The organism is Sphingomonas sp. AC449 (genome assembly GCF_979253475.1).
This window is the reverse complement of record NZ_CEEDCZ010000002.1, coordinates 82,297-102,832: the sequence shown is the minus strand read 5'-3', so window position 1 is coordinate 102,832 and position 20,536 is coordinate 82,297. Positions and strand designations below refer to the sequence as shown.

Sequence of the window (20,536 nt, the reverse complement as noted above, 5' to 3'; positions counted from 1 at the left end):
GGTCGAGGCCGGCGAGCTTGGTCCGCACCTCCGGGCTCGCGACCACACGCGGTTCCAGCCCGCGCACACCGTCCGCCATCGCCTTGATATGCGCCGGCGTTGAGCCACAGCAGCCGCCGAGCACGTTGACCTGCTTGGCCACCGCCCACTCGCCGACCAGCCCCGCGGTCGTCGCGGGCATCTCGTCATACTCACCGAGCTCGTTGGGCAGCCCGGCGTTCGGGTAGATCATGATCAGCGTATCGGCGATGCCGGCCAAGGTCTTCACATGCGGCCGCAACTGCTCCGCACCGAACGAACAGTTCAGCCCGATCGTGATCGGCTTGGCATGCCGCACCGCGTGCCAGAACGCCTCGACCGTATGCCCCGACAGGTTGCGCCCCGACAGATCGGTCAGCGTCATCGACAGCATGATCGGCACGTCGCGCCCGAGATCGTCGCCCGCCTCGATCGCGGCCATGATCCCGGCCTTGGCGTTCAGCGTGTCGAACACCGTCTCGATCAGGATGAAGTCGACGCCGACCCCCTCGCCGCCTTCGAGCAACGCATCGATCTGCTCGCGGTAGACGCCCTTGAGATAATCGAAGTCGATCTCGCGAAAGCCCGGATCATTGACGTCGGGCGACAGCGACAGCGTCTTGTTGGTCGGCCCGATCGCGCCCGCCACGAACCGCGGGCGGCCGTCCTTCGCTTCATATTCGGTTACGAGGCGGCGGGCGATCTTCGCGCTCTCGACGTTGATCGCGCGCACCAGATGCTCGGCGCCGTAATCCGCTTGGCTGATGATGTTCGCGCTGAACGTGTTGGTCGACACGATGTCCGACCCAGCCTCCAAATATTCGCGCGTGATCGTCTCGGGCACGTCTGGCCTGGTGATCGCCAGAATGTCGTTGTTGCCCTTCTGGTCGTGGCTGAGCTTCAGGTCGCCCGCATAGGCCGCCTCGTCGAGCTTCCAGTTCTGGATCTCGGTCCCGAACGCGCCGTCGGTGATCAGGATGCGCTTGGCGGCTTCGGCGTTGAAACGGTCACGTACATTCATCAGTTTCACTCCGTCATCCCGGACTTGATCCGGGATCCAGGACAACAAAGAGCACCGCTTGGCGCTCTGGATCCCGGATCCAGTCCGGGATGACGATGGGGTCTATGCCGCGGCGACCGTTTCGGCCGACTTGGCGCGCACGCCGAGCATATGGCAGATAGCATAGGCGAGTTCGGCGCGGTTGAGCGTGTAGAAGTGGAAATCCTTCACGCCGCCCGCATAGAGCCGCCGACACATCTCGGCCGCGATCGTCGCCGCGACGAGCTGCCGCGCGGCGGGATGATCGTCGAGCCCGTCGAACAGCCGGTCCATCCAGGCCGGGATCTCCGCGCCACAAAGCCCCGCGAACTTGCGCGTCTGCGCGACGTTCGACACCGGCAGGATGCCCGGCAGGATCTGCGCGGTGATGCCCGCCGCGGCGACGCGGTCGCGGAAGCGGAAATACGCCTCGGGCGAGAAGAAGAACTGCGTGATCGCACGGCTGGCGCCTGCGTCGAGCTTGCGCTTCAGATTGTCGATATCGGCATTGGGATCACCCGATTCCGGATGGGATTCGGGATAGGCCGCGACCGAAATCTCGAACGGATGCAGCTTGCGCAGGCCCGCGACCAGCGCCGCCGCATTCTCATACCCACCCGGATGCGCCTGATAGGGCTGGCCGAGCGTCGGCATGTCGCCGCGCAATGCGACGATGTGACGCACGCCCGCCGCCCAATATTCCTCGGCAACCTGGTCGATCTCGGCCTTGGTCGCCTCGACACAGGTGAGATGCGCCGCCGCGTTCATCGACGTCTCGCGCTGGATTCGTGCGACGGTCGCATGCGTCCGCTCGCGCGTCGACCCGCCCGCGCCGTACGTCACCGACACGAAATCGGGACCGAGCGGCTCGAGCGTGCGGATCGCGTCCCAGAGCTGCGCGTCCATCTTCTCCGTCTTGGGCGGGAAGAACTCGAAGCTGATGCCGACATCGCCCGCCAGATCCGCAAACAGCGGCTCTTCGAGTGCGCGACGGGCTTCCGCCAATTGGGGGACCGAAATGTTCGTCATGCCGCCTTCACCTCACGCAGGCTCGCGCCGACCTTTCGGCCGAGCCATAATTTCACCGTCAACTCACCGCCCTCGAGCGTCTCGACACGCGCCGTTTGGAGCCCTGCCGCGTCGAACCACGCCGCCATCTGATCGTCAGCGAACCCGAGCCGCGTATGCGCGTCGCGGGTCCGGAGATCCTCGCGGTCGTGGCTGGCAAAATCCGCGATCAGCAATCGTCCACCCGGTTTGAGGACGCGGGCGGCTTCGCCCACCGCGGCCCCGGGTTGCTGCGCGAAATGGAGGACATGGTGCAGGATCGCGACGTCGGCAGCGGCATCGGCGAGAGGCAGCGCGTACAGATCCGCCTGGCGAAGTTCCGCATGCGCCATGTCGTGGAGCTTCGCGCGCGCCAGTCGCAGCATCTCCGAGCTGCGATCGATGCCGAGCGCGACCTTTGCCCGGTTGCCGAACAGTTCGAGCATGCGCCCCGTACCCGTGCCGATGTCGATCAGCGTTCCCATCGCGGCGTCCCCGAGCATCGCTGCCATCGCCGCCTCGACTTCGCTCTCGGCGATATGCATCGACCGGATCGCATCCCATTCGCCGGCATGGCCCTCGAACCATGCCGCGGCACTCGCCGCCCGGTCCGCGCGCACCGCGGCAAGGCGCGCGACGTCGGCCACCGCCCAATGGTCGGGCTCCGCCTTGTCCCACTGGTCGAGCGCCGCGGCGATGGGTTCGATGATGTCCGGTCGGCCGAGCGCCACGAAGACCCAGCTGCCTTCCTTGCGCCGTTCGGCCAGGCCGGCGTCGCAGAGGATCTTCACATGCCGGGATACGCGCGGCTGGCTCTGGCCCAGCACCTGTGCAAGCTCGCCCACCGAAAGCTCCATCCGCCGCAGCAATGCGAGAATCCGAAGCCGGGTCGCGTCCGCCATCGCACGGAAGATTTCGAGCGCCATCGTCATGCAGCAACATATAAAGAATTCTTTATATGCGGTCAACGCAGCCCGTGGCATTCTTCGCGGCGTGCCGTCGAACGACATCCTGTCGCATCTGACGGATCATATCGGCACGACCCGCGTTCGAGTGCGCTATGGGCTAATGAACCTAGCTCACAGGGACATATCCCCCCGGACCAACACCCGGGTTCCTCGATGGGAGTGATTGCACATGAAGAAGTTCCTTATTCCTGCACTGGCCCTCGCCGCCGGTCTTTCGGCCTGCAGCAACAATGCACAGAACGAGACCGCCGAGGCCGCAAACGCGATCGCCACGGATGCGACCGCGACGACCGAGAATGCCGTCAACGACGTCGAGGCCGCCAGCGACCGCGCGCTCGGTTCGGCAGAAGCCTCGCTCGACAATGCCGGTGCGCGCCTCGACCGCGCGGGTGACCGCCTCGACGCGTCGACCGACCGCGCCGGCGATCGCATCGAAGCCAATGCGGATCGCGCTGGTGCTTCGATCAACAACGGCGCAGACCGCGCAGCAGACGCGACGGGCAATGCGCTGACCCGCGCAGGCAACGCGATCAAGGACTGACCTGATGCGCCCTCACTTGCCCGGTTTCGGATTGCTGGTGGGGGCACTTCTGGCGTCGTCGGCGTGTTCACCGTCCGACGCGCCGCCGGGCGCCGTCACGGCGGACGAAGCACAGCAACTCAATGACGCGGCGGCGATGCTCGACCAGAACAGCGTCGATCTCGATCAGATCAACACCGAAACCGCACCGAATTCCGTAACAAACCAAGGTGACCCGCCCCGATGACCCAGCGCCGCCTCGGCTCGACCGACCTGAAGATCGCCCCGCTGGTCCTGGGCGGCAACGTCTTCGGCTGGACGGCAGACCGCACTGCCAGCTTTGCCGTGCTCGACGCGTTCGTCGCCGGCGGCGGCACGATGATCGACACCGCGGACGTTTATTCCGCATGGATCGACGGGCATTCCGGTGGCGAGTCGGAGAGCATGATCGGCGAATGGCTGAGGACGTCCGGCAAGCGTGACGCGGTGCTGCTCGCGACGAAAGTCGGCATGCTCGCGGGCGATGGCGGCGAAAAGCTCGCACCGGCGCGTATCGCGGCGGCGGCCGAAGCCTCGCTCAGGCGTCTCGGCACCGATCGCATCGATCTCTATTACGCGCACCAGGACGACGAGCAGGTTGCGCAGGACGATGTTCTCGAGGCATTCGGCAAGCTTGTCGACGCGGGCAAGGTCCGCGTCATCGGCGCGTCGAACTTCCATGCGGCGCGGCTCAAGTCCGCGGTCGACAGCGCGAAGGCGTCGGGCCTGCCGCGCTACCATGTCCTTCAGCCCGAATATAACCTCGTCAGCCGCGGGAAGTTCGAAGGCGAGCTACAGGATTACTGCGTTACGGAGAACATCGGCGTGCTGCCCTATTACGGGCTGGCATCGGGGTTTCTCACGGGCAAATACCGGACGCGCGACGATCTCGACCAGAGCGTGCGTGGGCGCGGGATGGGAAAATTGCTCGAAGGCAAGGGCAAGGACGTTCTGGACGCGCTGGACGGCGTGGTCGAGGAGACCAAGGCGACGCATGCACAGGTCGCGCTGGCCTGGCTGATGGCACAGCCGGGCGTCACCGCACCGATCGCAAGCGCGACCACCGTCAAGCAGATCGAGGATCTGTTGCCGGCCATGTCGCTGACGCTGTCTGACGATCAGCGCGACCGCCTCACGATGGCGGGCGCCTGATCGTTACCGGAGTTCGTCGACGATAGCCGAATATTCATAGGGCTTCTGGAAGAACGCGACGTCGTCGGGAAGCCGATCGACCGCGCGCGGCTTCCCGCCGGACGTAACCACAACCCGGATATCGGGCCAGCGCTCCCGCACCACCATCGCGAGCGCCAGTCCGTCCATGGTCCCGGGCATGTCGATATCGGTAAAGACCGTGCGCACGTCGTTGCGTGTCGCGAGGATCTGCAGCGCCTCATCGGCGTCGTTCGCAACGAGCGTCGCCATCCCGGCATCCTCGATCTGCGCGGTCGCGGTGATCTGCACCAGCAAATGATCTTCGACGATCAGAACAACACCCGCTTCGGGGTCCCTGATGGGTGGAAACATGTTCAAGGTGGAGGCCCCGTGGAAAAAACTCGACCGTAACGCGCCAGATTGCCTCGTGAAATCAGAGGGATTGGCTTGGTCCCACCATAAACGACCAGATTGGGATTTGGCCTCGCATCGGTTCAAATATTCTTGTGCGAGGGGTTTTGGACGGATCAGTCCCCCGCAAAGGTCAACGCCGACGTCCGGCGCTCCCGCTCGTTGACGATCAGCGCGCGCCCCGCGGGGGCCGCCGAGCGCTGCGGGCAATCGCCGCGGAAACAGGCGCGGCAGCCAAGGCCGATCGGCATCGCCGCCCCGGCCAGGTCGATGCCGCTTGCCGCGACCAGCCCGGTGGCAAGGGAGGCCTGCACGCCGAGCCCGATCGAGAACTCCGCGCGTACCGCGCCGAACCGTCGCCCCTGCGGCGTCACGGTCCGTGCCATCGTCAGCCACCGCGCACCATCCTCGAGCTCCACGAGCTGGACCGCCAGACTTCCCGGCCGATCAAAGGCGTGGTGCAACTGCCAGAGCGGACAACGCCCCTCCCCCTCGACCAGCGCCGCGCCGCTCGCGCCAGGATAGCGCTTCGAGGCCTGCCCGGCGCGATCGATCCGGATCATGAAGAACGGCAGACCGCGCGCGCCGACGCGCTGCAGCGTCGTCAAACGGTGCGCGACCTGCTCGAATCCGGCGCCGAACCGTCGCTGCAGAAGCTCGATGTCATAGCCGGTGGCCTCGCACCCGCGCAGGAACCGCGCATAGGGCATCATCACGCCCGCCGCGAAATAGCTGAGCAGATGCCGCCGATACAGGCGTTCCGCCGCGCGATCCGAAAACGCCGCGCCCTTCGCGAGCGAGTCGATCTCCGCGCGCGCCTCGATCTGGCCAAGCTGGAACGCGACGGCAAACGTGCGCGATGCGGGATCGAGCACCTCGCTCAGCTGCAGCTGCCGGGCGTGAAGATCGAGGCGGCGCAACGTATCGGGCAACACGTCGGCGGGTAGCACCCGGATCGTGATCCCGTGCCTGGCGCGAAGCCGTTCGGCGATCGCGCCGTACAGATCCCCCGCGCCCAGACGCAGTTCGTCGGCGAGCTCCTCGGCAGCGGCGTCGAGGTCGGCGAAATGGTTACGCCAGCGCTCGATCTCGCGCCGGACCAGCCCGACGGGATCATCCGGCACTGCCGCGTCACCCGCGCTTCCAATTCGGTCGAAGACGCGCGCGAATGCCTCTACCCCGCCGGGCGCGCTCGCAAGCCATTCCTCGACCTCGTTGCGATCGATTTCGAGATCGGCGAACATCGGATCGGCGAGGCGCCTGCGGATCGCGTCCGCGCCGCCGCCCGGCTCGCCGGCCGCCAACGCGCGCGGATCGAAATCAAAACTCTCGGCGAGCTTCACGAGCAGCGCGGCCGAGATCGGTCGCTGGTTGCGTTCGACCAGATTGAGGTAGCTCGGACTGATCGCCATCATGTCCGCCATCGCGGCCTGCGTCAGCCCGGCGCCGCGCCGCAACCGCCGGATCGCATGCCCCGCCAACAATTTTCGATCCGCCATACGGCTCTCCGTTCTGTCACGAACTTTACAGAACAACACGAGGCACGCAACCCGGGGCGACAGCCCGACGCCGTGCCTTGATGGTTCACTCTGTCCACGTCCTGCTTTGTCAGGCTTTACAGTTGCATTGCCGCTTCCCGTACACGATCGAATGTAAAGGAAGCGACAAAGACAAACACGACGGAGGAAACCCATGACGAACGAACCCGCCCGCGCTCGCGCCGTTTTCTCGACGGAGGATTTCGCGCTGCTCAAGGAAGCGATCGGCGAACTGATCCCCAAGGTCGCGGTCGACGACAGGAAGATGAGCCGGCTCAGCGCGCTGTATCACCGCCTCGGTCGCCTGGGCTGATCCGTCCCTAACCCACTGGAAAGAAAAGCCCGTCGATGGACTATCCATCGGCGGGCTTTCTCGTATGGAACCGGCTTTCGCACCCGCGCAGGATTCCCGATGACCGACGGACTGATCACGAGAATCAAGGACGACATCGTCCTGTACGGCGCGCTCGCCGCCAATGTCGGGATTGCCGTCGCGAAGTTCGTTGCCGCCGGGATCACCGGCTCTTCCTCGATGCTCACCGAGGGCGTGCATTCGCTCGTCGACAGCGGCAACCAGGTCCTGCTGCTCTATGGCCAGTCGCGTGCCAAGCGTGCGGCGGATACCGCGCATCCGTTCGGCTATGGTCGCGAGCTGTATTTCTGGGCGTTCGTCGTCGCCATCCTGATCTTCGCGGTCGGCGCGGGCGTATCGATCTACGAAGGCTATCGCCACATCATCGCGCCCGAACCGCTCAGCGATCCGCTCATCAACTATGTCGTCCTCGGCGTCTCGGCGCTGCTCGAGGGGACGAGCTGGACGATCGCGGTGCGCGAATTCTCGCGCGCGAAAGGCGACCTAGGCTGGTGGCAGGCTGTGCACCAGTCGAAGGACCCCGCGGGCTTCATCGTCCTGTTCGAGGATTCGGCGGCGCTTGCCGGACTGGTGATCGCGGCGCTGGGCGTCTGGGCGAGCCACGCGTTCGGCGATCCGCGGATCGACGGTGCGGCATCGATCGCAATCGGCCTGATCCTGGCACTGGTCGCGGTCCTGCTCGCGCGCGAATCGAAGGGGCTTCTGATCGGCGAGCGTGCCGACCCTGCGATCATCGCGTCGATCCGCGAGATCGTGCAGGCGCATCCCGCGATCCTCGCGGTCAACCATGTCCGCACGATCCACACCGCTCCCGACAGCATCTTCGCAGCGATCAGCGCCGATTTCGACGACTCGGTGACGATGGGTGAAGGCGAGGCGATCATCGAGGTGCTGGAGACACGCCTTCGCGACGCCGTGCCGACACTCGCATCGATCTACATACGTCCGGAAAACAGCGCGGCAGCGGCTGCCGCCGCCGCATCACAGAGCGCCCCTCATCCCTGAACCGCAGAATGGCTGCGCGATGTTGCACAGCGCCCACAACCGGCGCTAGCATCCGATATCATGAGACTTATCAAGCAGTTCGCCGCGCTCCTCCTTTTCCTGTTCGTCGCGCAGCCTGCCCAAGCGGCGGTGACGATCACGTTCTGGAGCCATGAACTCGGCAACAGCTTTCCCCACGCGTTCGTGACGCTACGCGGCGTACCCGACGCCGGCGGTGCGCCGGTGGACGTCAACTACGGCTTCACCGCAAGGACGCTGAGCCCCGCGCTGCTGTTCGGTCCGGTCGCGGGTGCGCTCGACGTGGCGACGCCGTCGTACATCAAGGGCAGCAACGCGCAGTTCTCGGTCGTGATGACGGATGCGCAATATGCGGCGATCGTCGCGCTGGCTGCCGAATGGAGCGGCGCCACGGGCAGCAGCGAATACCGGCTCGGCGATCGCAACTGTGTCCATTTCGTTCAGGAAGCCGCCCGGCGTGTCGGCCTGACCGGACTTCAGCATCCCAGGCTGATGAAAAAGCCCCGTTCGTTCCTCAAGGCAGTGGCTTCGGCGAACACCGGGCACGTCACGCTGATCAACCAGCACGGCAAGGCGCATCTGGAGACGCTGCCGCCGCTGACACGCGCGCCCGCCGCCTTGTCGACCGCAACCGCCGGCACGCGGTCATCCGGGCAAACGGCCGCGTCGGCGACGAACGCCGCGCGGCCCACGCGACCGGCGGCGCAGGCCACGGCTCAATAGGCACGGCCGATCAGGACGCGCTCGACCGAGGGCTCGCCGGTGAAGATGCACGGACCGTTATCCTGGCCGGTCTGTCCCATCGGCGCATTGCGGATCGTGAGCTTCAGCGCCTTCAGCCGCTCGACGACCTTGTCGAGCGCGGCGCCGGTGGGCTTGGACCAGCGGACGTCGACCCAGCCCGGGTTCTTGATGCCGTCCGCAAAGTGCGCCTCGAGCGCCGCGAAATCGTCGACGGGGACGATGTTGGCCTTGAGGCGGTTCATCGACTCGACGTGGAGCGTCGCCTGCACGTCGTGCAGCATGCCCGAGACCTCGGCGACGAAGTCCGTGCGGGCGACCGCATTGCTGTCGAGCTTGCCGTCCTCACGATAGAGGCGATCGCGGCGAATGACCGAGACGTTGCCGCCCGCCATGTCGCGCCCGCCGACCTCGATCACGATCGGCGCACCCTTCTTGACCCAGCCCCAGCGCTTCGTCGCGGCCTTGGCGGGCTTGAGATCGAGCAGCGCACGCACGGGTTCGCCCAGCGCGGACTGCTTGGCGAGCTCCGCCTGGAGCGACTTGCAATAGTCGACGATCGCCGCGTCGTCGGGATTGTCGCGCAGCATCGGCACGATCACCACCTGCCACGGCGCGATCATCGGCGGCACGCGCAGCCCGTCGTCGTCGCCGTGCACCATGATGACGCCGCCGATCATCCGCGTCGACACGCCCCAGCTCGTCGTGTTGGCGAGCTCGAACTCGCCGGCTGCGTTCTGGAAGCGGATGTTCTGCGCCGACGCGAAATTGGTGCCGAGGAAATGCGAGGTGCCCGCCTGGAGCGCCTTGCCGTCCTGCATCATCGCCTCGATCGAATAGGTCGCGACCGCGCCGGGGAAGCGCTCGTTCTCGGGCTTTTCGCCCGCGATCACGTGGAGACCAAGGCACTCCTCGGCGAAGTCACGATAGACTTCGAGCATCTTGAGCGTCTCGTCGCGCGCCTCCTGCGGGGTGGCGTGCGCGGTATGCCCCTCCTGCCAGAGGAACTCGCTGGTGCGCAGGAACATGCGCGTGCGCATTTCCCAGCGGACGACGTTGGCCCACTGGTTGATCAGCACGGGCAGGTCGCGCCACGACTGGACCCAGCGCGCGAACGCGGCGCCGATGACCATCTCGGACGTGGGCCGCACGACGAGCGGCTCCTCGAGCTTCGCCTCGGGATCAGGGACGAGCCGGCCATAGCCGTCGGCCTTCAACCGGTGATGCGTGACGACCGCCATTTCCTTGGCGAACCCGTCGACGTGCTCTGCCTCCTTCTCGAAATAGGAGAGCGGGATGAAGAGCGGGAAATAGCAATTCTCGTGCCCCGTCGCCTTGATCCGGTCGTCGAGCAGCCGCTGGATGCGCTCCCAGATGCCATAGCCCCAGGGCCGGATGACCATGCACCCGCGGACGCCCGATTCCTCGGCGAGGTCGGCTTCCGAAATGACGGCCTGGTACCAGGCGGAGAAATCCGCCTCGCGGGTGACGGGGAGTGCGCGCTTTATCATGGGCTGCGCTTATCGCGTACACGGCGGTTCGTCACCCCATCCCACCGCCCCTCCCCCGTCATCCTGACGAAAGTCAGGATCCAGAGCCAAGAGCGGCGCGCGTGGTACCCTGGATCCTGACTTTCGTCAGGATGACGGGAGTTTCGGGTGGGATCGCGGGCGCGGTTTGCGTAGGGGCAGGCAATGCCCTCAGACCGCATCCTTCCCGCCATCGGCATGCGGCTGCTGTCGGTCGTGATCTTCGCGTTGATGAACACCGCGATCAAGCTGGCCGAACGCCACGGCGCGAGCGTGTCGGAGATCCTGTTCTTTCGCCAGTTCGGCGCGTGCCTGCTGGTGTCGGCCGTCATCGCCGCCGGGCCCGGCCTCCCCTCGATCGCGACGCAGCGCCTGCCCGCGCACATCGTCCGCGCGGTCGTCGGACTGTCGGCGATGGCGTTCACGTTCAACGGGATCGTCGCGCTGCCGCTGGCGGAGGCGACGACGATCGGCTTCACCGTACCGATCTTCGCGACGATTCTCGGTGCGCTCGTGCTGCGCGAGCCGACCGGCTGGCATCGCTGGGGCGCGGTGGCGGCGGGGTTTGCCGGCGTGCTGATCGTCGCGCAGCCGGGCGGCGATCACTTTCCGCTATGGGGCGCGGGTTGTGCGCTGGCAGGCGCGTTCGGGACGGCAAGCGTGTCGATCCTGCTCCGGCAGATCGGCAAGACCGAGAGCGCGCTGACGACGGTATTCTGGTTCTCCGCGCTGTCGTTGATCCCGTTGTCGGTATTCTACGCACAGGCCGCGCAGCCGCATGACGCCATTACCTGGGCGTGTCTCGCGACCGTCGGGATTGCGGGGGGGCTCGCGCAGATCGCGATGACGACGTCGCTGCGGCTCGGGCCGGTGTCGGTGGTGGTGCCGATGGATTATTCGAGCCTGTTGTGGGCGACATTGCTCGGCTGGCTGGTGTTCGACACGCTGCCCGCCGAGGCGACGTGGTTCGGCGCGCCGGTCATCGTCGCGAGCGGGCTGTACATCGTCTGGCGCGAGCATGTCCGCCGGCAGGACGAGACGGATCGCGCGATCGCTTGAAGGCTCCCCGTCCACTGACAATCCCGTCATCCTAACGAAAGTCAGGATCCAGAGTTACGGAGCACCGCCCTATGCGGCTCTGGATCCTGACTTTCGTCAGGATGACGCAGTGGGTCGAACCCGCGCGGTTTCGAGCATCCGTTTCGCGCGCAGGTACATCTCGATCCGTTGCGTGGTGAACAGGCCGAGCGCGAGCGCGACCAGCATGTCGGTGACCGCAAACGGGTCGAGGTGCAGTGCCTGCCCGTCACCGATCACCGCGCGTGCCCCGGAGCGGATCGCGACGATCGCGACGAGGAACAGGACCGCGGCGGGCGACGACGTCGTGTTGAGTGCATGGCTGTCGGGATCGATCGTGATCCGCATCATCTTGCCGCGCTGCCAGCCGAGCGCCGCGCCCATGACGAGCGCGATCGCGCAGAACAGCCAGGCGAGACCGTGCGGCGGGTACATCACCGCCATGTAGAGCGCGACCGCAGCGTACAGCGCGGGAAAGACCCAGAGCCGCTCGAGCTTGAGCGGCTTGACCACGCTCATCCGCCGCCACCGGACCGCAAAGACCACCGCGATGACGACCGCCGTGATCGCGTAGCTGATCCAGCCCTGGACATCGTTCGCCTGCATCGATTCCCCCCTGCGACCTTACCCCTTGCGGTGTAGTATGGTCACAACACAGCGGGAGTAAAGGGGGCGTACGGCAAAGCCCCCCCCCCGGCGGCGACCGGGGAGGAGGCCGTCCTACTCGGCCGCCTGCGCGAGGGGCGCTGGATCCTTCCAGACCAGCACCGGCTTGCGAGCCGCGAGCGTCTCGTCGAGGCGCGCGCGGGGGGCGAAGTGCGGCGCGGTCTTGAGGTTGGGGTCGCCCGCCTTGGCGCGCTCGGCGACCGAGCGGAGCGCGGCGATGAACTGGTCGAGCGCCGCCTTCGACTCGGTCTCGGTCGGCTCGACCAGCATCGCACCGTGGACGACGAGCGGGAAGTACATCGTCATCGGGTGGAAGCCCTCGTCGATCAGCCCCTTGGCGATGTCGATCGTTGAGAAACCGGCGGCGAGGCCCGAGTCCGAGAACAGCGCCTCATGCATGCACGGACCCGACGGTCCGAACGGCGCGTCGAGCGTGTCGTCGAGGCTGCGCAGGATGTAGTTCGCGTTGAGCACCGCATCCTCGGACACCTGGCGCAGGCCGTCCGCACCGTGGCTGAGGATATAGGTCAGCGCACGCGTGAACATGCCCATCTGGCCGTGGAACGCGACCATCCGGCCGAAGCTGCCGGCGTGATGTTCGTCGGCATTCTCCTCCTCGATCAGGACGAACTGGTCCCCCTGCTTCTCGACGAACGGCAGCGGCGCGTAGGGTGTGAGCGCTGCCGAGAACACCACCGGCCCCGAACCCGGACCGCCGCCGCCATGCGGGGTCGAGAAGGTCTTGTGCAGGTTGATGTGCATTGCGTCGATGCCGAGATCGCCCGGCCGGACGCGGCCGACGATCGCGTTGAAGTTCGCGCCGTCGCAATAGACGAAACCGCCCGCCGCGTGCACCGCGTCCGAAATCTCGCGCATGTCGCGCTCGAACAGCCCGCAGGTGTTGGGGTTGGTGATCATCACGCCCGCGACGTCGGGGCCGAGCCGGGCCTTCAGCGCGGCGGTGTCGACGCGGCCCTCGGCGGTGGCGGGGATATCCTCGACGCTGTAGCCCGCGAACGCCGCGGTGGCGGGATTGGTGCCGTGCGCGCTCTCGGGGACGAGGATGATCTTGCGATGCCCCTCACCCTTGGCTTCGAGCGCGGCGCGGATCGCGAGGACGCCGCACAACTCGCCATGCGCGCCAGCCTTCGGGCTCATCGCGACCGAGGTCATGCCGGTGAGCGTGACGAGCCAGTGTGCGAGCTGGTGGATGACCTCGAGCGCGCCCTGCACCGTGTCGACCGGCTGGAGCGGGTGGACGTCGGAGAAACCGGGCAACCGCGCCATCTTCTCGTTGAGGCGCGGGTTGTGCTTCATCGTGCACGAGCCGAGCGGGAAGAAGCCGAGATCGATGCCGTAATTCTGGCGCGACAGGCGCGTGTAATGGCGAACGGTCTCGGGCTCCGAGAGACCGGGGAGGCCGATCGGGGCCTTGCGTGCCAGCGCGCCGAGCTTGCTGGTCGTCGCGCGCGCGGGCGTGGTCGCGAAGTCGACGCCGGTGGTGTGGCTGTCGCCGATCTCGAAGATCAGCGCTTCCTCGAGCATCAGCGCCTTGTTGCCGGTGACGCTGGCGGGGACGTTGCCCTTGCCCTGCTCGGGCGCGGTCGGGCGCCAGCCGCTCTGGTTGATGCTCATGCCAGTATCTCCCCAAGTACGGTGGATAGTGCGGACGCAAGCGTTTCGACGTCCTCCGCGGTGGTCGTTTCGGTCACGGCGACGACGAGGCCGTTCGCGAGATCGTCCTTGCCGGGATAGAGCCGCCCGAGCGAGACGCCCGCGAGGATGCCGCGATCGGCGAGCGTGCGGACGACGGGACGCGCCTCGACGGGCAGCTTCAGCGTGAACTCGTTGAAGAAGCTGTCGTTGATCAGTTCGACGCCGGGGATCTGCGACAGCCGCTCGGCCGCGGCCACGGCACCCGCATGGTTCACCGCGGCGAGCTGGCGAAGGCCCGCTTCACCCAGCAACGTCATGTGGATCGAGAAGGCCAGCGCGCAGAGCCCCGAATTGGTGCAGATGTTCGACGTCGCCTTTTCGCGGCGGATATGCTGCTCGCGCGTCGACAGAGTCAGCACGAACCCGCGTCGGCCATCGGCGTCGACGGTTTCGCCACAGAGCCGGCCGGGCATCTGGCGGACATATTTGTCCTTGCACCCGAACAGGCCGACATAGGGCCCGCCGAACTGGAGGCCGACGCCGAGCGACTGCCCCTCGCCGACGACGATGTCCGCGTCCATCTCGCCGGGCGAGGTGATCGCGCCGAGCGCGACGGGCTCGGTGACGACCGCGATCAGCAATGCCTTCTTGGCATGGCACGCATCCGCGAGCGGACGCAGATCGGCGATGCGGCCGAGAATGTCGGGATATTGGACGACCACGCACGACGTATCGTCGTCGATCTTCGCGATCAGCCGGTCGAGGTCCATCTCGGGCACCAGCCGCGGGTCGGTCGTGTCGAGCACGTCGCCGGTGAACTTGGCCATCGTGTTCGACACCGACACGTAATGCGGGTGCAGCCCCGCCGACAGGATCGCCTTGCCGCGCTTGGTGATACGCCGCGCCATCACGATCGCTTCCCAGCACGCGGTCGAGCCGTCGTACATCGACGCGTTGGCGACGTCGGTGCCGAGCAGCCGCGCGACCTGCGTCTGGAACTCGAACAGCATCTGCAGCGTGCCCTGCGCGATCTCGGGCTGGTACGGCGTGTAAGCGGTCAGGAACTCGCCGCGCTGGATCAGGTGATCGACGCTGGCGGGAACATGATGCTTGTACGCGCCGCAACCGAGGAAGAACGGCGCTTCCCCTGCGGTCAGGTTCTTCTTGGCGAGCGCCGCCATGTGGCGTTCGACCGCCATTTCGGACGCATGCATCGGCAGGTCGCGGACGGGGCCGTCGAGGCGCGCGGCCTCGGGCACGTCGACGAAGAGGTCATCGATCGTCGCGGCGCCGATGACGGCGAGCATCGCCTCGCGGTCGGGCTGGGTCAGGGGAAGGTAGCGCATTGTCGGCACTCCCCCCCTCCCGCAAGCGGGAGGGGGTTGGGGGGTGGGCGCCCGGCCTATTGCGGGCGGAACGTCTGGAGGTGAGCGCGTGCCCACCCCCTGCCCCCTCCCGCATGCGGGAGGGGGTTCTAGGACTTAAAGCCCTTCGACGAAGGCTGCGTAGGCAGCTTCGTCCATCAGGCTGTCGAGCTCGCTCGGATCGCTGAGCGTCAGCTTGAAGAACCAGCCGGCGGCTTCGGCATCCGAATTCACCAGGCTCGAATCGTCGGCGAGCGCGGCATTGCCCTCGATGACGGTGCCCGACACCGGCGAATAGACGTCCGAGGCGGCCTTGACCGATTCGACGACCGCGGCATCGGCGCCCTTGGTCAGCTGCTTACCGGCCTCTGGAACCTCGACGAACACGACGTCGCCGAGCTGGCTCTGCGCGTATTCGCTGATGCCGACTGTGCCGACATCACCGTCGACATCGACCCATTCATGATCTTGCGTGAAGAAACGGCTCATATCACTTGGCTCCTGCGCGGACGTAGCGGTGGGGAATGAAGGGCATCGCGGTGACGGTCGCGGTATGGACCTTGCCGCGCTGTGCGATCTCGATGCGGGTGCCCGGCGTCGCCAGCGCGAGCGGCACATAGGCCATCGCGATCGGCTTCCCGAGCGTCGGCGCGAAGCCGCCGCTGGTGAGGCGGCCGATCGGCGCGCCGGTGTCGTCGATCACCTCGGACCCTTCGCGCGCGGGCTGGCGGCCCTCGACGATCAGGCCGACCCGCTTGGTGGCAGGACCATGCTCGCGCTGGGTGAGGATACGCTTGGCGCCGGGGAAATCGGCGGCCTCACGGCGGCGCTTGGACAGCGCGAACCCGAGGTCCGCCATCACCGGCGTGGTCTCGGGATCGAGGTCGTGGCCGTAAAGCGGCAAACCGGCTTCGAGACGCAGCGAATCGCGCGCGCCAAGGCCGATCGGCTTGATCTCGGGCAGCGCGAGCAGCGCGTCGGCAAAGGCGACGGCGTGTTCGGCGGGAAGCGATATCTCGACGCCGTCCTCGCCGGTATAGCCCGATCGGCTGATCCAAAGCGGCACCTCGTTCCAGTGGAACGCGCCCGCGGTCATGAACACGAGGCGGTCGATGCCGGGAACGATCCGCGCGACCGCCGCGACCGCCTTGGGGCCCTGCACCGCGAGCAGCGCCTGGTCCTCGAGGATGTTGATCGTGACGTCGTCGGGCAGATGCTCGATGAGATAGCTGACATCGTCGTACTTGGTCGCGCCGTTGACGACGACGTAGAAGCTGCCGCTCGCGGTCGGCGACGGGTGGAGCGGGTCGTACGCCTCGGGCTCGATGTCCTGCGCCGAGAAGGGCGAGGGCTGATCGTCGGGCAGGCGCGTGGCCATCAGGTCGTCGAGGATGCCGCCGTCCTGCGCGAGCAGCAGCGAGTAGCGCATCTTGCCCTCACCGAGCCCGGCGATGTCGCCCGGCAGCACGGTTTCGAGCGCATGCGCGACGCCCTCGCCCGAGAAGACGAGCTGCCCCATGTGGCTGACGTCGAACAGGCCGGCCGAGTCGCGCGTCCAGGCGTGTTCGGCCATGATGCCGTCATACTGGATCGGCATCTGATAGCCGGCGAACTCGACCATCCGCGCGCCCTGTGCGCGGTGCCACGCGTCGAGCGGCAACGGCAGCACCTCGGGCTCGACGTAATCGTCGGCCTGGTCGATGATGCTGGCATAGTCTCGAATGTCGGCGTCGCTCATGTCGGTCTCCGTCGAAGGGGCGCGCGGCACCCTGTGGTGCTGCGATCCAACCCCCTCTGTCACGGAACCTGAGAGCTTTCACCGCCTGATTGGCGGCTTACCCCTTCGGTGGCCCTCGGCGCGAACGCCAGGACGCTTTCCAGAGTGTCGATCAGCCCCGCGCGGTCTCTGGTGCCTGAGAGATTCCGGGGTGGTTGCTCCTTCGGCGGCCCCCTGCCCTTCTAAAGGCCAGTCCTTGAAGGACCAGGAAACGCTCTCCCGCGCGGTGCCATGCCGGTTGCCCGACATCGACGCGCCAAGCTGTGACGCGCCGCACAATCTTAGTCAATCGGGCTTGGTGATCACGGCCCGAGATTGTCGAAACTCCCGTTCTTCCGCGCGCGCGGAAGAACGAATCGTCTGCGACAAGCCGGGTCCGCAGGCGGCGTCAGCGGGTGGCGTTGTACTTCAGCTGCGCATCAGTGAGCTGGAAGCCGACCAGGGCTTCGAACGTCGCGCGCTGGACGGCCTGGCGCACCTCGGGGGTGCTGAGCGGATCGACGGCGGCGTCCTCGTCGCCCGCCTTGCGCTTGCGCGTCAGCCGCTCGCGCACTTCGGGCGGCAGCGTGGCGGCGGCGCGCGTTATCGTCGCCGTGCCCTGGCCATCGGCCTGTGCGCGCGCCTGTCCGGCATCGAAATGCAGCGAGACGCGGCCGACGCGCTTGGCGACCACCGCGCTGCCGCCGCGGACGACCGTCACGAAGTACGGCACCGTCACGTCGCGTGCCGCCTCGGTCCGCGCGCGCCGCGCCTGCACCGTGAAGGTGACGGTGGTCAGGATCGGATCGGTCGCGTCGGCACAGGTCGAGCGGACGTTGGTCATCAGTGCGGTGACGTCGATCGCCGACTGGTCGCGGCTGGTGACCGGGTCAAACATGGTGATGTCCCCGGTCGCGGCCGGAACCGCCACGGTCGGGCAGGCCGAGCGAATGGCGGAGATGCCACCGGTCGCGTCGATTTCACCCTTCGACGCACAGCCGCCCAAGGTGAGCGCGAGGATCGAAGCGGCAAGGATGGGGGCTTTCACGGGGACGCGTACCTTCTCGAACGAGCGAAAGGGCCTGCGCAATCGCACCGGCCCCTGTCGCCGCGCACCATAGGAACCGGCTTTCGTCCAGGCAAGCAATCGCGTAGAGCCCGACGACTATGAGCATCCCCGCAGAGTCCGCCGCAGACCCCGCAGCCGTTCCCGCGACGACGCGCGGCGACAAACCCGCGCTCGAACTGCTGATCGCGGCACCACGCGGCTTCTGCGCCGGCGTCGACCGTGCGATCCGCATCGTCGAGCTGGCGATCGAGAAGCATGGCGCACCCGTCTATGTCCGTCACGAGATCGTCCACAACAAGTTCGTCGTCGACACGCTCAAGGCGCAGGGCGCGGTGTTCGTCGAGGATCTGAGCGAGGTGCCCGACGATGCGCCGGTCGTGTTCTCGGCGCACGGCGTTCCCAAATCGGTGCCGCTCGACGCGCAGGCGCGCGGTCTCGAATATCTCGATGCGACCTGTCCGCTGGTATCCAAGGTGCACCGCCAGGCCGAGCGGCTGGTCGCGCAGGGGCGGCACATCGTGTTCATCGGCCATGCCGGGCATCCCGAGGTGATCGGCACGTTCGGCCAGGTCCCCGAAGGCGCGATGTCGCTGATCGAGACGGTCGAGGATGCCGAGGGCTTCACCCCCGCCGACCCCGCCAACCTTGCCTTCCTCACGCAGACCACGCTGTCCGTCGACGACACCGCCGCGGTCGTCGCGACGTTGCAGCGCCGTTTCCCCGAGATGCAGCCGCCGCGCGGTGAGGACATCTGCTACGCGACCTCGAACCGCCAGGCGGCGGTCAAGGCGATCGCGCATGGCTGCGACGCGATGCTGGTGATCGGTGCGCCCAATTCGTCCAACTCGGTCCGGCTCGTCGAGGTCGCGCTGCGCGAAGGCACGCCCGCGATGCTCATCCAGCGCGCGAGCGAGCTCGACTGGGACTTCCTCGCGGGCGTCGGAACGCTCGGGATCACCGCTGGCGCGTCGGCCCCCGAATTGCTCGTGCGCGAGCTCGTCGATCGGCTGTCGGAGCGGTTCGAGGTCTCGGAGCGCGAGGTCGAGACCACGCGCGAGACGATCGCGTTCAAGCTGCCCCGCGGACTCGAAGCCGCGGCCTGACGCGTGGCGGTCTATACGCACGTCTCGGCCGAAGCGCTTGGCGACTTCCTCGCGCGGTTCGATCGCGGCGAGCTGCTGTCGGCAAAGGGGATCGCCGAGGGCGTCCAGAACAGCAACTACCTGGTCGAGACGACCGCCGACCGCTTCATCCTGACGCTGTACGAGGAATGGACGTCGACCGACGACCTGCCCTTCTTCCTCGCGATGCTCGACCATCTGGCGGCCGCAGGCAATCCGGTCCCTCGTGCGCTGCCGGACCGGCACGGCGTCGCGATCCAGCAGCTCGCGGGCCGGGCCGCGTGCCTGATCGAGTTCCTGACGGGCGTCTCGGTCTCGCACCCGACACCGCGACAGGCGCACGCCGCGGGCGCGGCGATGGGCCGCATCCATACCGACCTCGCCGACTTCGCGCAGGCGAGGCCCAACCCGCTCGGTGCCGACACATGGCGTCCGCTTCTCGAACGATGCGGACGCGGGATGGAGACGATCGAGCCGGGGCTGTACGACCGCGTCGACACCGCCCTGCAAGCGGTCCTTGCCGACTGGCCGCGCGATCTGCCGGTCGCGGCGATCCATTCCGACCTGTTTCCCGACAATGTCCTGATGCTCGGCGACCGGGTGACGGGGATCATCGACTTCTATTTCGCGTGCACCGACATCCGCGCCTATGATCTCGCGGTGATGCACACCGCCTGGTCGTTCGACGCCGAGGGCCGGCGTTTCGACCCGGCGATCGGCCGCGCGCTGATCGACGGATATACCAGCGTCGCGCCGTTGTCGGTGGCCGAGCGCGCGGCGTTGCCGACGCTCGCGCAGGGTGCCTGCCTGCGATTCCTGCTCACGCGGGCATGGGACTGGGTCAACACACCGGCGGATGCGCTGGTGACGCGCAAGGATCCGCTGGCCTATTGGCGGCGACTCGACGCGTATCGCAAGGACGATCTGTTTGCATGACTGACGACGTGATGACGAAGGTGGAGATTTTCACCGACGGCGCCTGCAAGGGCAATCCCGGCCCCGGCGGCTGGGGCGCGGTAATCCGGATGGGCGTGCACGAGAAGGAATTGTCGGGCGGCGATGCGCAGACGACGAACAACCGCATGGAGATGACCGCCGCGATCGAGGCGCTCAACATCCTGACACGGCCCTGCGCGGTGACGCTATACACCGACAGCAAGTACGTGATGGACGGGCTGACCAAGTGGGTGAAGGGCTGGCAGCGCAACGGCTGGAAGACCGCCGACAAGAAGCCCGTCAAGAACGCCGAACTCTGGCACGCGCTGCTGGCTGCGGTGGCGCGGCACAAGATCGAGTGGCAATGGGTCAAGGGCCATGCCGGCCACCCCGAGAACGAGCGCGCGGACAAGCTCGCCAGCGATGCCGCGGTCGCGTCGATCGCACCCGGAGCAACGCGGCGCCGCTGACCGCTTGCCGTCCGACGCCGCCG

General features: G+C 67.0%; 22 protein-coding genes and 2 riboswitches. Of the genes, 10 read left to right on the top strand and 12 right to left on the bottom strand.

The window, feature by feature from the left end; all coding sequences use genetic code 11:
* The 3 genes from AC0CH3_RS04110 to AC0CH3_RS04100 form a co-directional block, all read right to left on the bottom strand.
* The coding region (locus tag AC0CH3_RS04110; protein WP_465237630.1) for a homocysteine S-methyltransferase family protein at positions 1-1,039 on the bottom strand (1,039 nt) is incomplete at its 3' end.
* Between the two features lie 102 nt (positions 1,040-1,141).
* Positions 1,142-2,086: a methylenetetrahydrofolate reductase gene (gene metF, locus AC0CH3_RS04105; RefSeq protein ID WP_354302882.1), complete on the bottom strand. Its 945-nt coding sequence runs from the start codon at positions 2,084-2,086 to the stop codon at positions 1,142-1,144.
* Positions 2,083-3,036 carry an ArsR/SmtB family transcription factor gene (locus AC0CH3_RS04100; RefSeq protein WP_056020867.1) on the bottom strand — a complete coding sequence of 318 codons (954 nt, stop codon included), beginning with the start codon at positions 3,034-3,036 and terminating at the stop codon, positions 2,083-2,085. The genes metF and AC0CH3_RS04100 overlap by 4 nt, the downstream gene beginning before the upstream one ends.
* Positions 3,037-3,241: 205 nt before the next feature.
* Here AC0CH3_RS04100 and AC0CH3_RS04095 point away from each other — a divergent pair, with 205 nt between their 5' ends.
* From AC0CH3_RS04095 to AC0CH3_RS04085, 3 genes are read left to right on the top strand one after another with little or no spacing between them, the layout of a single operon-like run.
* Positions 3,242-3,613 carry a hypothetical protein gene (locus tag AC0CH3_RS04095; protein WP_056020864.1) on the top strand — a complete coding sequence of 124 codons (372 nt, stop codon included), beginning with the start codon at positions 3,242-3,244 and terminating at the stop codon, positions 3,611-3,613.
* 16 nt (positions 3,614-3,629) lie between these two features.
* Positions 3,630-3,839 (top strand): hypothetical protein, encoded by a 210-nt coding sequence (locus AC0CH3_RS04090; RefSeq protein ID WP_354302883.1) that lies wholly within the window; start codon positions 3,630-3,632, stop codon positions 3,837-3,839.
* Positions 3,836-4,783, top strand: a complete 948-nt coding sequence (locus AC0CH3_RS04085) for an aldo/keto reductase (protein ID WP_354302884.1) — start codon at positions 3,836-3,838, stop codon at positions 4,781-4,783. Before AC0CH3_RS04090 ends, AC0CH3_RS04085 begins: the two co-directional genes overlap by 4 nt.
* 3 nt (positions 4,784-4,786) lie before the next feature.
* Here the strand turns inward: AC0CH3_RS04085 and AC0CH3_RS04080 are convergent, their stop codons facing one another.
* Entirely contained in the window at positions 4,787-5,155 is a 369-nt protein-coding gene (locus tag AC0CH3_RS04080; RefSeq protein ID WP_056020854.1) for a response regulator, read from the bottom strand.
* 155 nt (positions 5,156-5,310) lie between these two features.
* On the bottom strand, positions 5,311-6,693 hold the full coding sequence (locus AC0CH3_RS04075; protein ID WP_465237629.1) for a helix-turn-helix domain-containing protein: 1,383 nt from the start codon (positions 6,691-6,693) through the stop codon (positions 5,311-5,313).
* Between the two features lie 193 nt (positions 6,694-6,886).
* Between AC0CH3_RS04075 and AC0CH3_RS04070 the strand changes: the two genes are divergently transcribed.
* The 3 genes from AC0CH3_RS04070 (at position 6,887) to AC0CH3_RS04060 (ending at position 8,851) form a co-directional block, all read left to right on the top strand.
* Positions 6,887-7,045, top strand: a complete 159-nt coding sequence (locus AC0CH3_RS04070; RefSeq protein ID WP_200916239.1) for a hypothetical protein — start codon at positions 6,887-6,889, stop codon at positions 7,043-7,045.
* A gap of 99 nt (positions 7,046-7,144) precedes the next feature.
* Entirely contained in the window at positions 7,145-8,110 is a 966-nt protein-coding gene (locus tag AC0CH3_RS04065) for a cation diffusion facilitator family transporter (protein ID WP_354302887.1), read from the top strand.
* A gap of 60 nt (positions 8,111-8,170) precedes the next feature.
* Entirely contained in the window at positions 8,171-8,851 is a 681-nt protein-coding gene (locus tag AC0CH3_RS04060) for a hypothetical protein (protein ID WP_354302889.1), read from the top strand.
* On the opposite strand, the gene AC0CH3_RS04055 is transcribed toward AC0CH3_RS04060, so the two are convergent.
* Positions 8,845-10,380: an aminoacyl--tRNA ligase-related protein gene (locus AC0CH3_RS04055; RefSeq protein WP_354302890.1), complete on the bottom strand. Its 1,536-nt coding sequence runs from the start codon at positions 10,378-10,380 to the stop codon at positions 8,845-8,847. The genes AC0CH3_RS04060 and AC0CH3_RS04055 overlap by 7 nt on opposite strands.
* Before the next feature lie 183 nt (positions 10,381-10,563).
* Between AC0CH3_RS04055 and AC0CH3_RS04050 the strand changes: the two genes are divergently transcribed.
* Entirely contained in the window at positions 10,564-11,457 is an 894-nt protein-coding gene (locus AC0CH3_RS04050) for a DMT family transporter (protein ID WP_354302892.1), read from the top strand.
* A 96-nt stretch (positions 11,458-11,553) separates the two neighbouring features.
* On the opposite strand, the gene AC0CH3_RS04045 is transcribed toward AC0CH3_RS04050, so the two are convergent.
* The 6 genes from AC0CH3_RS04045 to AC0CH3_RS04020 form a co-directional block, all read right to left on the bottom strand.
* Positions 11,554-12,081 (bottom strand): CcdC protein domain-containing protein, encoded by a 528-nt coding sequence (locus tag AC0CH3_RS04045; protein WP_354302894.1) that lies wholly within the window; start codon positions 12,079-12,081, stop codon positions 11,554-11,556.
* A 114-nt stretch (positions 12,082-12,195) separates the two neighbouring features.
* Positions 12,196-13,776 (bottom strand): aminomethyl-transferring glycine dehydrogenase subunit GcvPB, encoded by a 1,581-nt coding sequence (gcvPB, locus tag AC0CH3_RS04040; RefSeq protein WP_354302896.1) that lies wholly within the window; start codon positions 13,774-13,776, stop codon positions 12,196-12,198.
* Positions 13,773-15,143 carry an aminomethyl-transferring glycine dehydrogenase subunit GcvPA gene (gene gcvPA / locus AC0CH3_RS04035; protein ID WP_354302898.1) on the bottom strand — a complete coding sequence of 457 codons (1,371 nt, stop codon included), beginning with the start codon at positions 15,141-15,143 and terminating at the stop codon, positions 13,773-13,775. Before gcvPA ends, gcvPB begins: the two co-directional genes overlap by 4 nt.
* Before the next feature lie 135 nt (positions 15,144-15,278).
* Positions 15,279-15,650 (bottom strand): glycine cleavage system protein GcvH, encoded by a 372-nt coding sequence (gene gcvH, locus AC0CH3_RS04030; protein WP_055872811.1) that lies wholly within the window; start codon positions 15,648-15,650, stop codon positions 15,279-15,281.
* 1 nt (position 15,651) lies between these two features.
* The gene (gene gcvT, locus AC0CH3_RS04025; protein ID WP_354302900.1) at positions 15,652-16,899 is read right to left on the bottom strand and encodes a glycine cleavage system aminomethyltransferase GcvT; all 1,248 of its coding nucleotides are present in this window, start codon (positions 16,897-16,899) and stop codon (positions 15,652-15,654) included.
* A 46-nt stretch (positions 16,900-16,945) separates the two neighbouring features.
* Positions 16,946-17,050: riboswitch (glycine riboswitch) on the bottom strand.
* Between the two features lies 1 nt (position 17,051).
* Positions 17,052-17,170: riboswitch (glycine riboswitch) on the bottom strand.
* A 156-nt stretch (positions 17,171-17,326) separates the two neighbouring features.
* On the bottom strand, positions 17,327-17,965 hold the full coding sequence (locus tag AC0CH3_RS04020) for a hypothetical protein (RefSeq protein WP_235532327.1): 639 nt from the start codon (positions 17,963-17,965) through the stop codon (positions 17,327-17,329).
* Positions 17,966-18,084: 119 nt separating this feature from the next.
* Here AC0CH3_RS04020 and ispH point away from each other — a divergent pair, with 119 nt between their 5' ends.
* Genes ispH through rnhA form a run of 3 tightly spaced genes read left to right on the top strand, consistent with a single transcriptional unit; the run spans position 18,085 to position 20,513 of the window.
* On the top strand, positions 18,085-19,089 hold the full coding sequence (gene ispH / locus AC0CH3_RS04015) for a 4-hydroxy-3-methylbut-2-enyl diphosphate reductase (protein ID WP_082445943.1): 1,005 nt from the start codon (positions 18,085-18,087) through the stop codon (positions 19,087-19,089).
* Positions 19,090-19,092: 3 nt separating this feature from the next.
* Positions 19,093-20,043 carry a homoserine kinase gene (gene thrB, locus AC0CH3_RS04010; protein WP_354302902.1) on the top strand — a complete coding sequence of 317 codons (951 nt, stop codon included), beginning with the start codon at positions 19,093-19,095 and terminating at the stop codon, positions 20,041-20,043.
* A complete protein-coding gene (rnhA, locus tag AC0CH3_RS04005; protein WP_354302904.1) occupies positions 20,040-20,513 on the top strand; it encodes a ribonuclease HI in 474 nt (157 codons plus the stop codon). The genes thrB and rnhA overlap by 4 nt, the downstream gene beginning before the upstream one ends.
* The last annotated feature ends 23 nt before the right edge of the window (positions 20,514-20,536 follow it).

Excerpts from the sequence above, each read along its gene's own strand:
- AC0CH3_RS04085 (WP_354302884.1), top strand. The coding sequence starts at position 3,836 with ATGACCCAGCGCCGCCTCGGCTCGACCGACCTGAAGATCGCCCCGCTG.
- AC0CH3_RS04070 (WP_200916239.1), top strand. The coding sequence starts at position 6,887 with ATGACGAACGAACCCGCCCGCGCTCGCGCCGTTTTCTCGACGGAGGAT.
- gcvH (WP_055872811.1), bottom strand. The coding sequence starts at position 15,650 with ATGAGCCGTTTCTTCACGCAAGATCATGAATGGGTCGATGTCGACGGT.
- AC0CH3_RS04045 (WP_354302894.1), bottom strand. The coding sequence starts at position 12,081 with ATGCAGGCGAACGATGTCCAGGGCTGGATCAGCTACGCGATCACGGCG.
- gcvPB (WP_354302896.1), bottom strand. The coding sequence starts at position 13,776 with ATGAGCATCAACCAGAGCGGCTGGCGCCCGACCGCGCCCGAGCAGGGC.
- AC0CH3_RS04080 (WP_056020854.1), bottom strand. The coding sequence starts at position 5,155 with ATGTTTCCACCCATCAGGGACCCCGAAGCGGGTGTTGTTCTGATCGTC.
- rnhA (WP_354302904.1), top strand. The coding sequence starts at position 20,040 with ATGACTGACGACGTGATGACGAAGGTGGAGATTTTCACCGACGGCGCC.
- AC0CH3_RS04065 (WP_354302887.1), top strand. The coding sequence starts at position 7,145 with ATGACCGACGGACTGATCACGAGAATCAAGGACGACATCGTCCTGTAC.
- ispH (WP_082445943.1), top strand. The coding sequence starts at position 18,085 with ATGAGCATCCCCGCAGAGTCCGCCGCAGACCCCGCAGCCGTTCCCGCG.
- AC0CH3_RS04095 (WP_056020864.1), top strand. The coding sequence starts at position 3,242 with ATGAAGAAGTTCCTTATTCCTGCACTGGCCCTCGCCGCCGGTCTTTCG.
- AC0CH3_RS04055 (WP_354302890.1), bottom strand. The coding sequence starts at position 10,380 with ATGATAAAGCGCGCACTCCCCGTCACCCGCGAGGCGGATTTCTCCGCC.
- AC0CH3_RS04075 (WP_465237629.1), bottom strand. The coding sequence starts at position 6,693 with ATGGCGGATCGAAAATTGTTGGCGGGGCATGCGATCCGGCGGTTGCGG.
- AC0CH3_RS04050 (WP_354302892.1), top strand. The coding sequence starts at position 10,564 with ATGCCCTCAGACCGCATCCTTCCCGCCATCGGCATGCGGCTGCTGTCG.
- gcvT (WP_354302900.1), bottom strand. The coding sequence starts at position 16,899 with ATGAGCGACGCCGACATTCGAGACTATGCCAGCATCATCGACCAGGCC.
- AC0CH3_RS04060 (WP_354302889.1), top strand. The coding sequence starts at position 8,171 with ATGAGACTTATCAAGCAGTTCGCCGCGCTCCTCCTTTTCCTGTTCGTC.
- metF (WP_354302882.1), bottom strand. The coding sequence starts at position 2,086 with ATGACGAACATTTCGGTCCCCCAATTGGCGGAAGCCCGTCGCGCACTC.
- AC0CH3_RS04100 (WP_056020867.1), bottom strand. The coding sequence starts at position 3,036 with ATGACGATGGCGCTCGAAATCTTCCGTGCGATGGCGGACGCGACCCGG.
- gcvPA (WP_354302898.1), bottom strand. The coding sequence starts at position 15,143 with ATGCGCTACCTTCCCCTGACCCAGCCCGACCGCGAGGCGATGCTCGCC.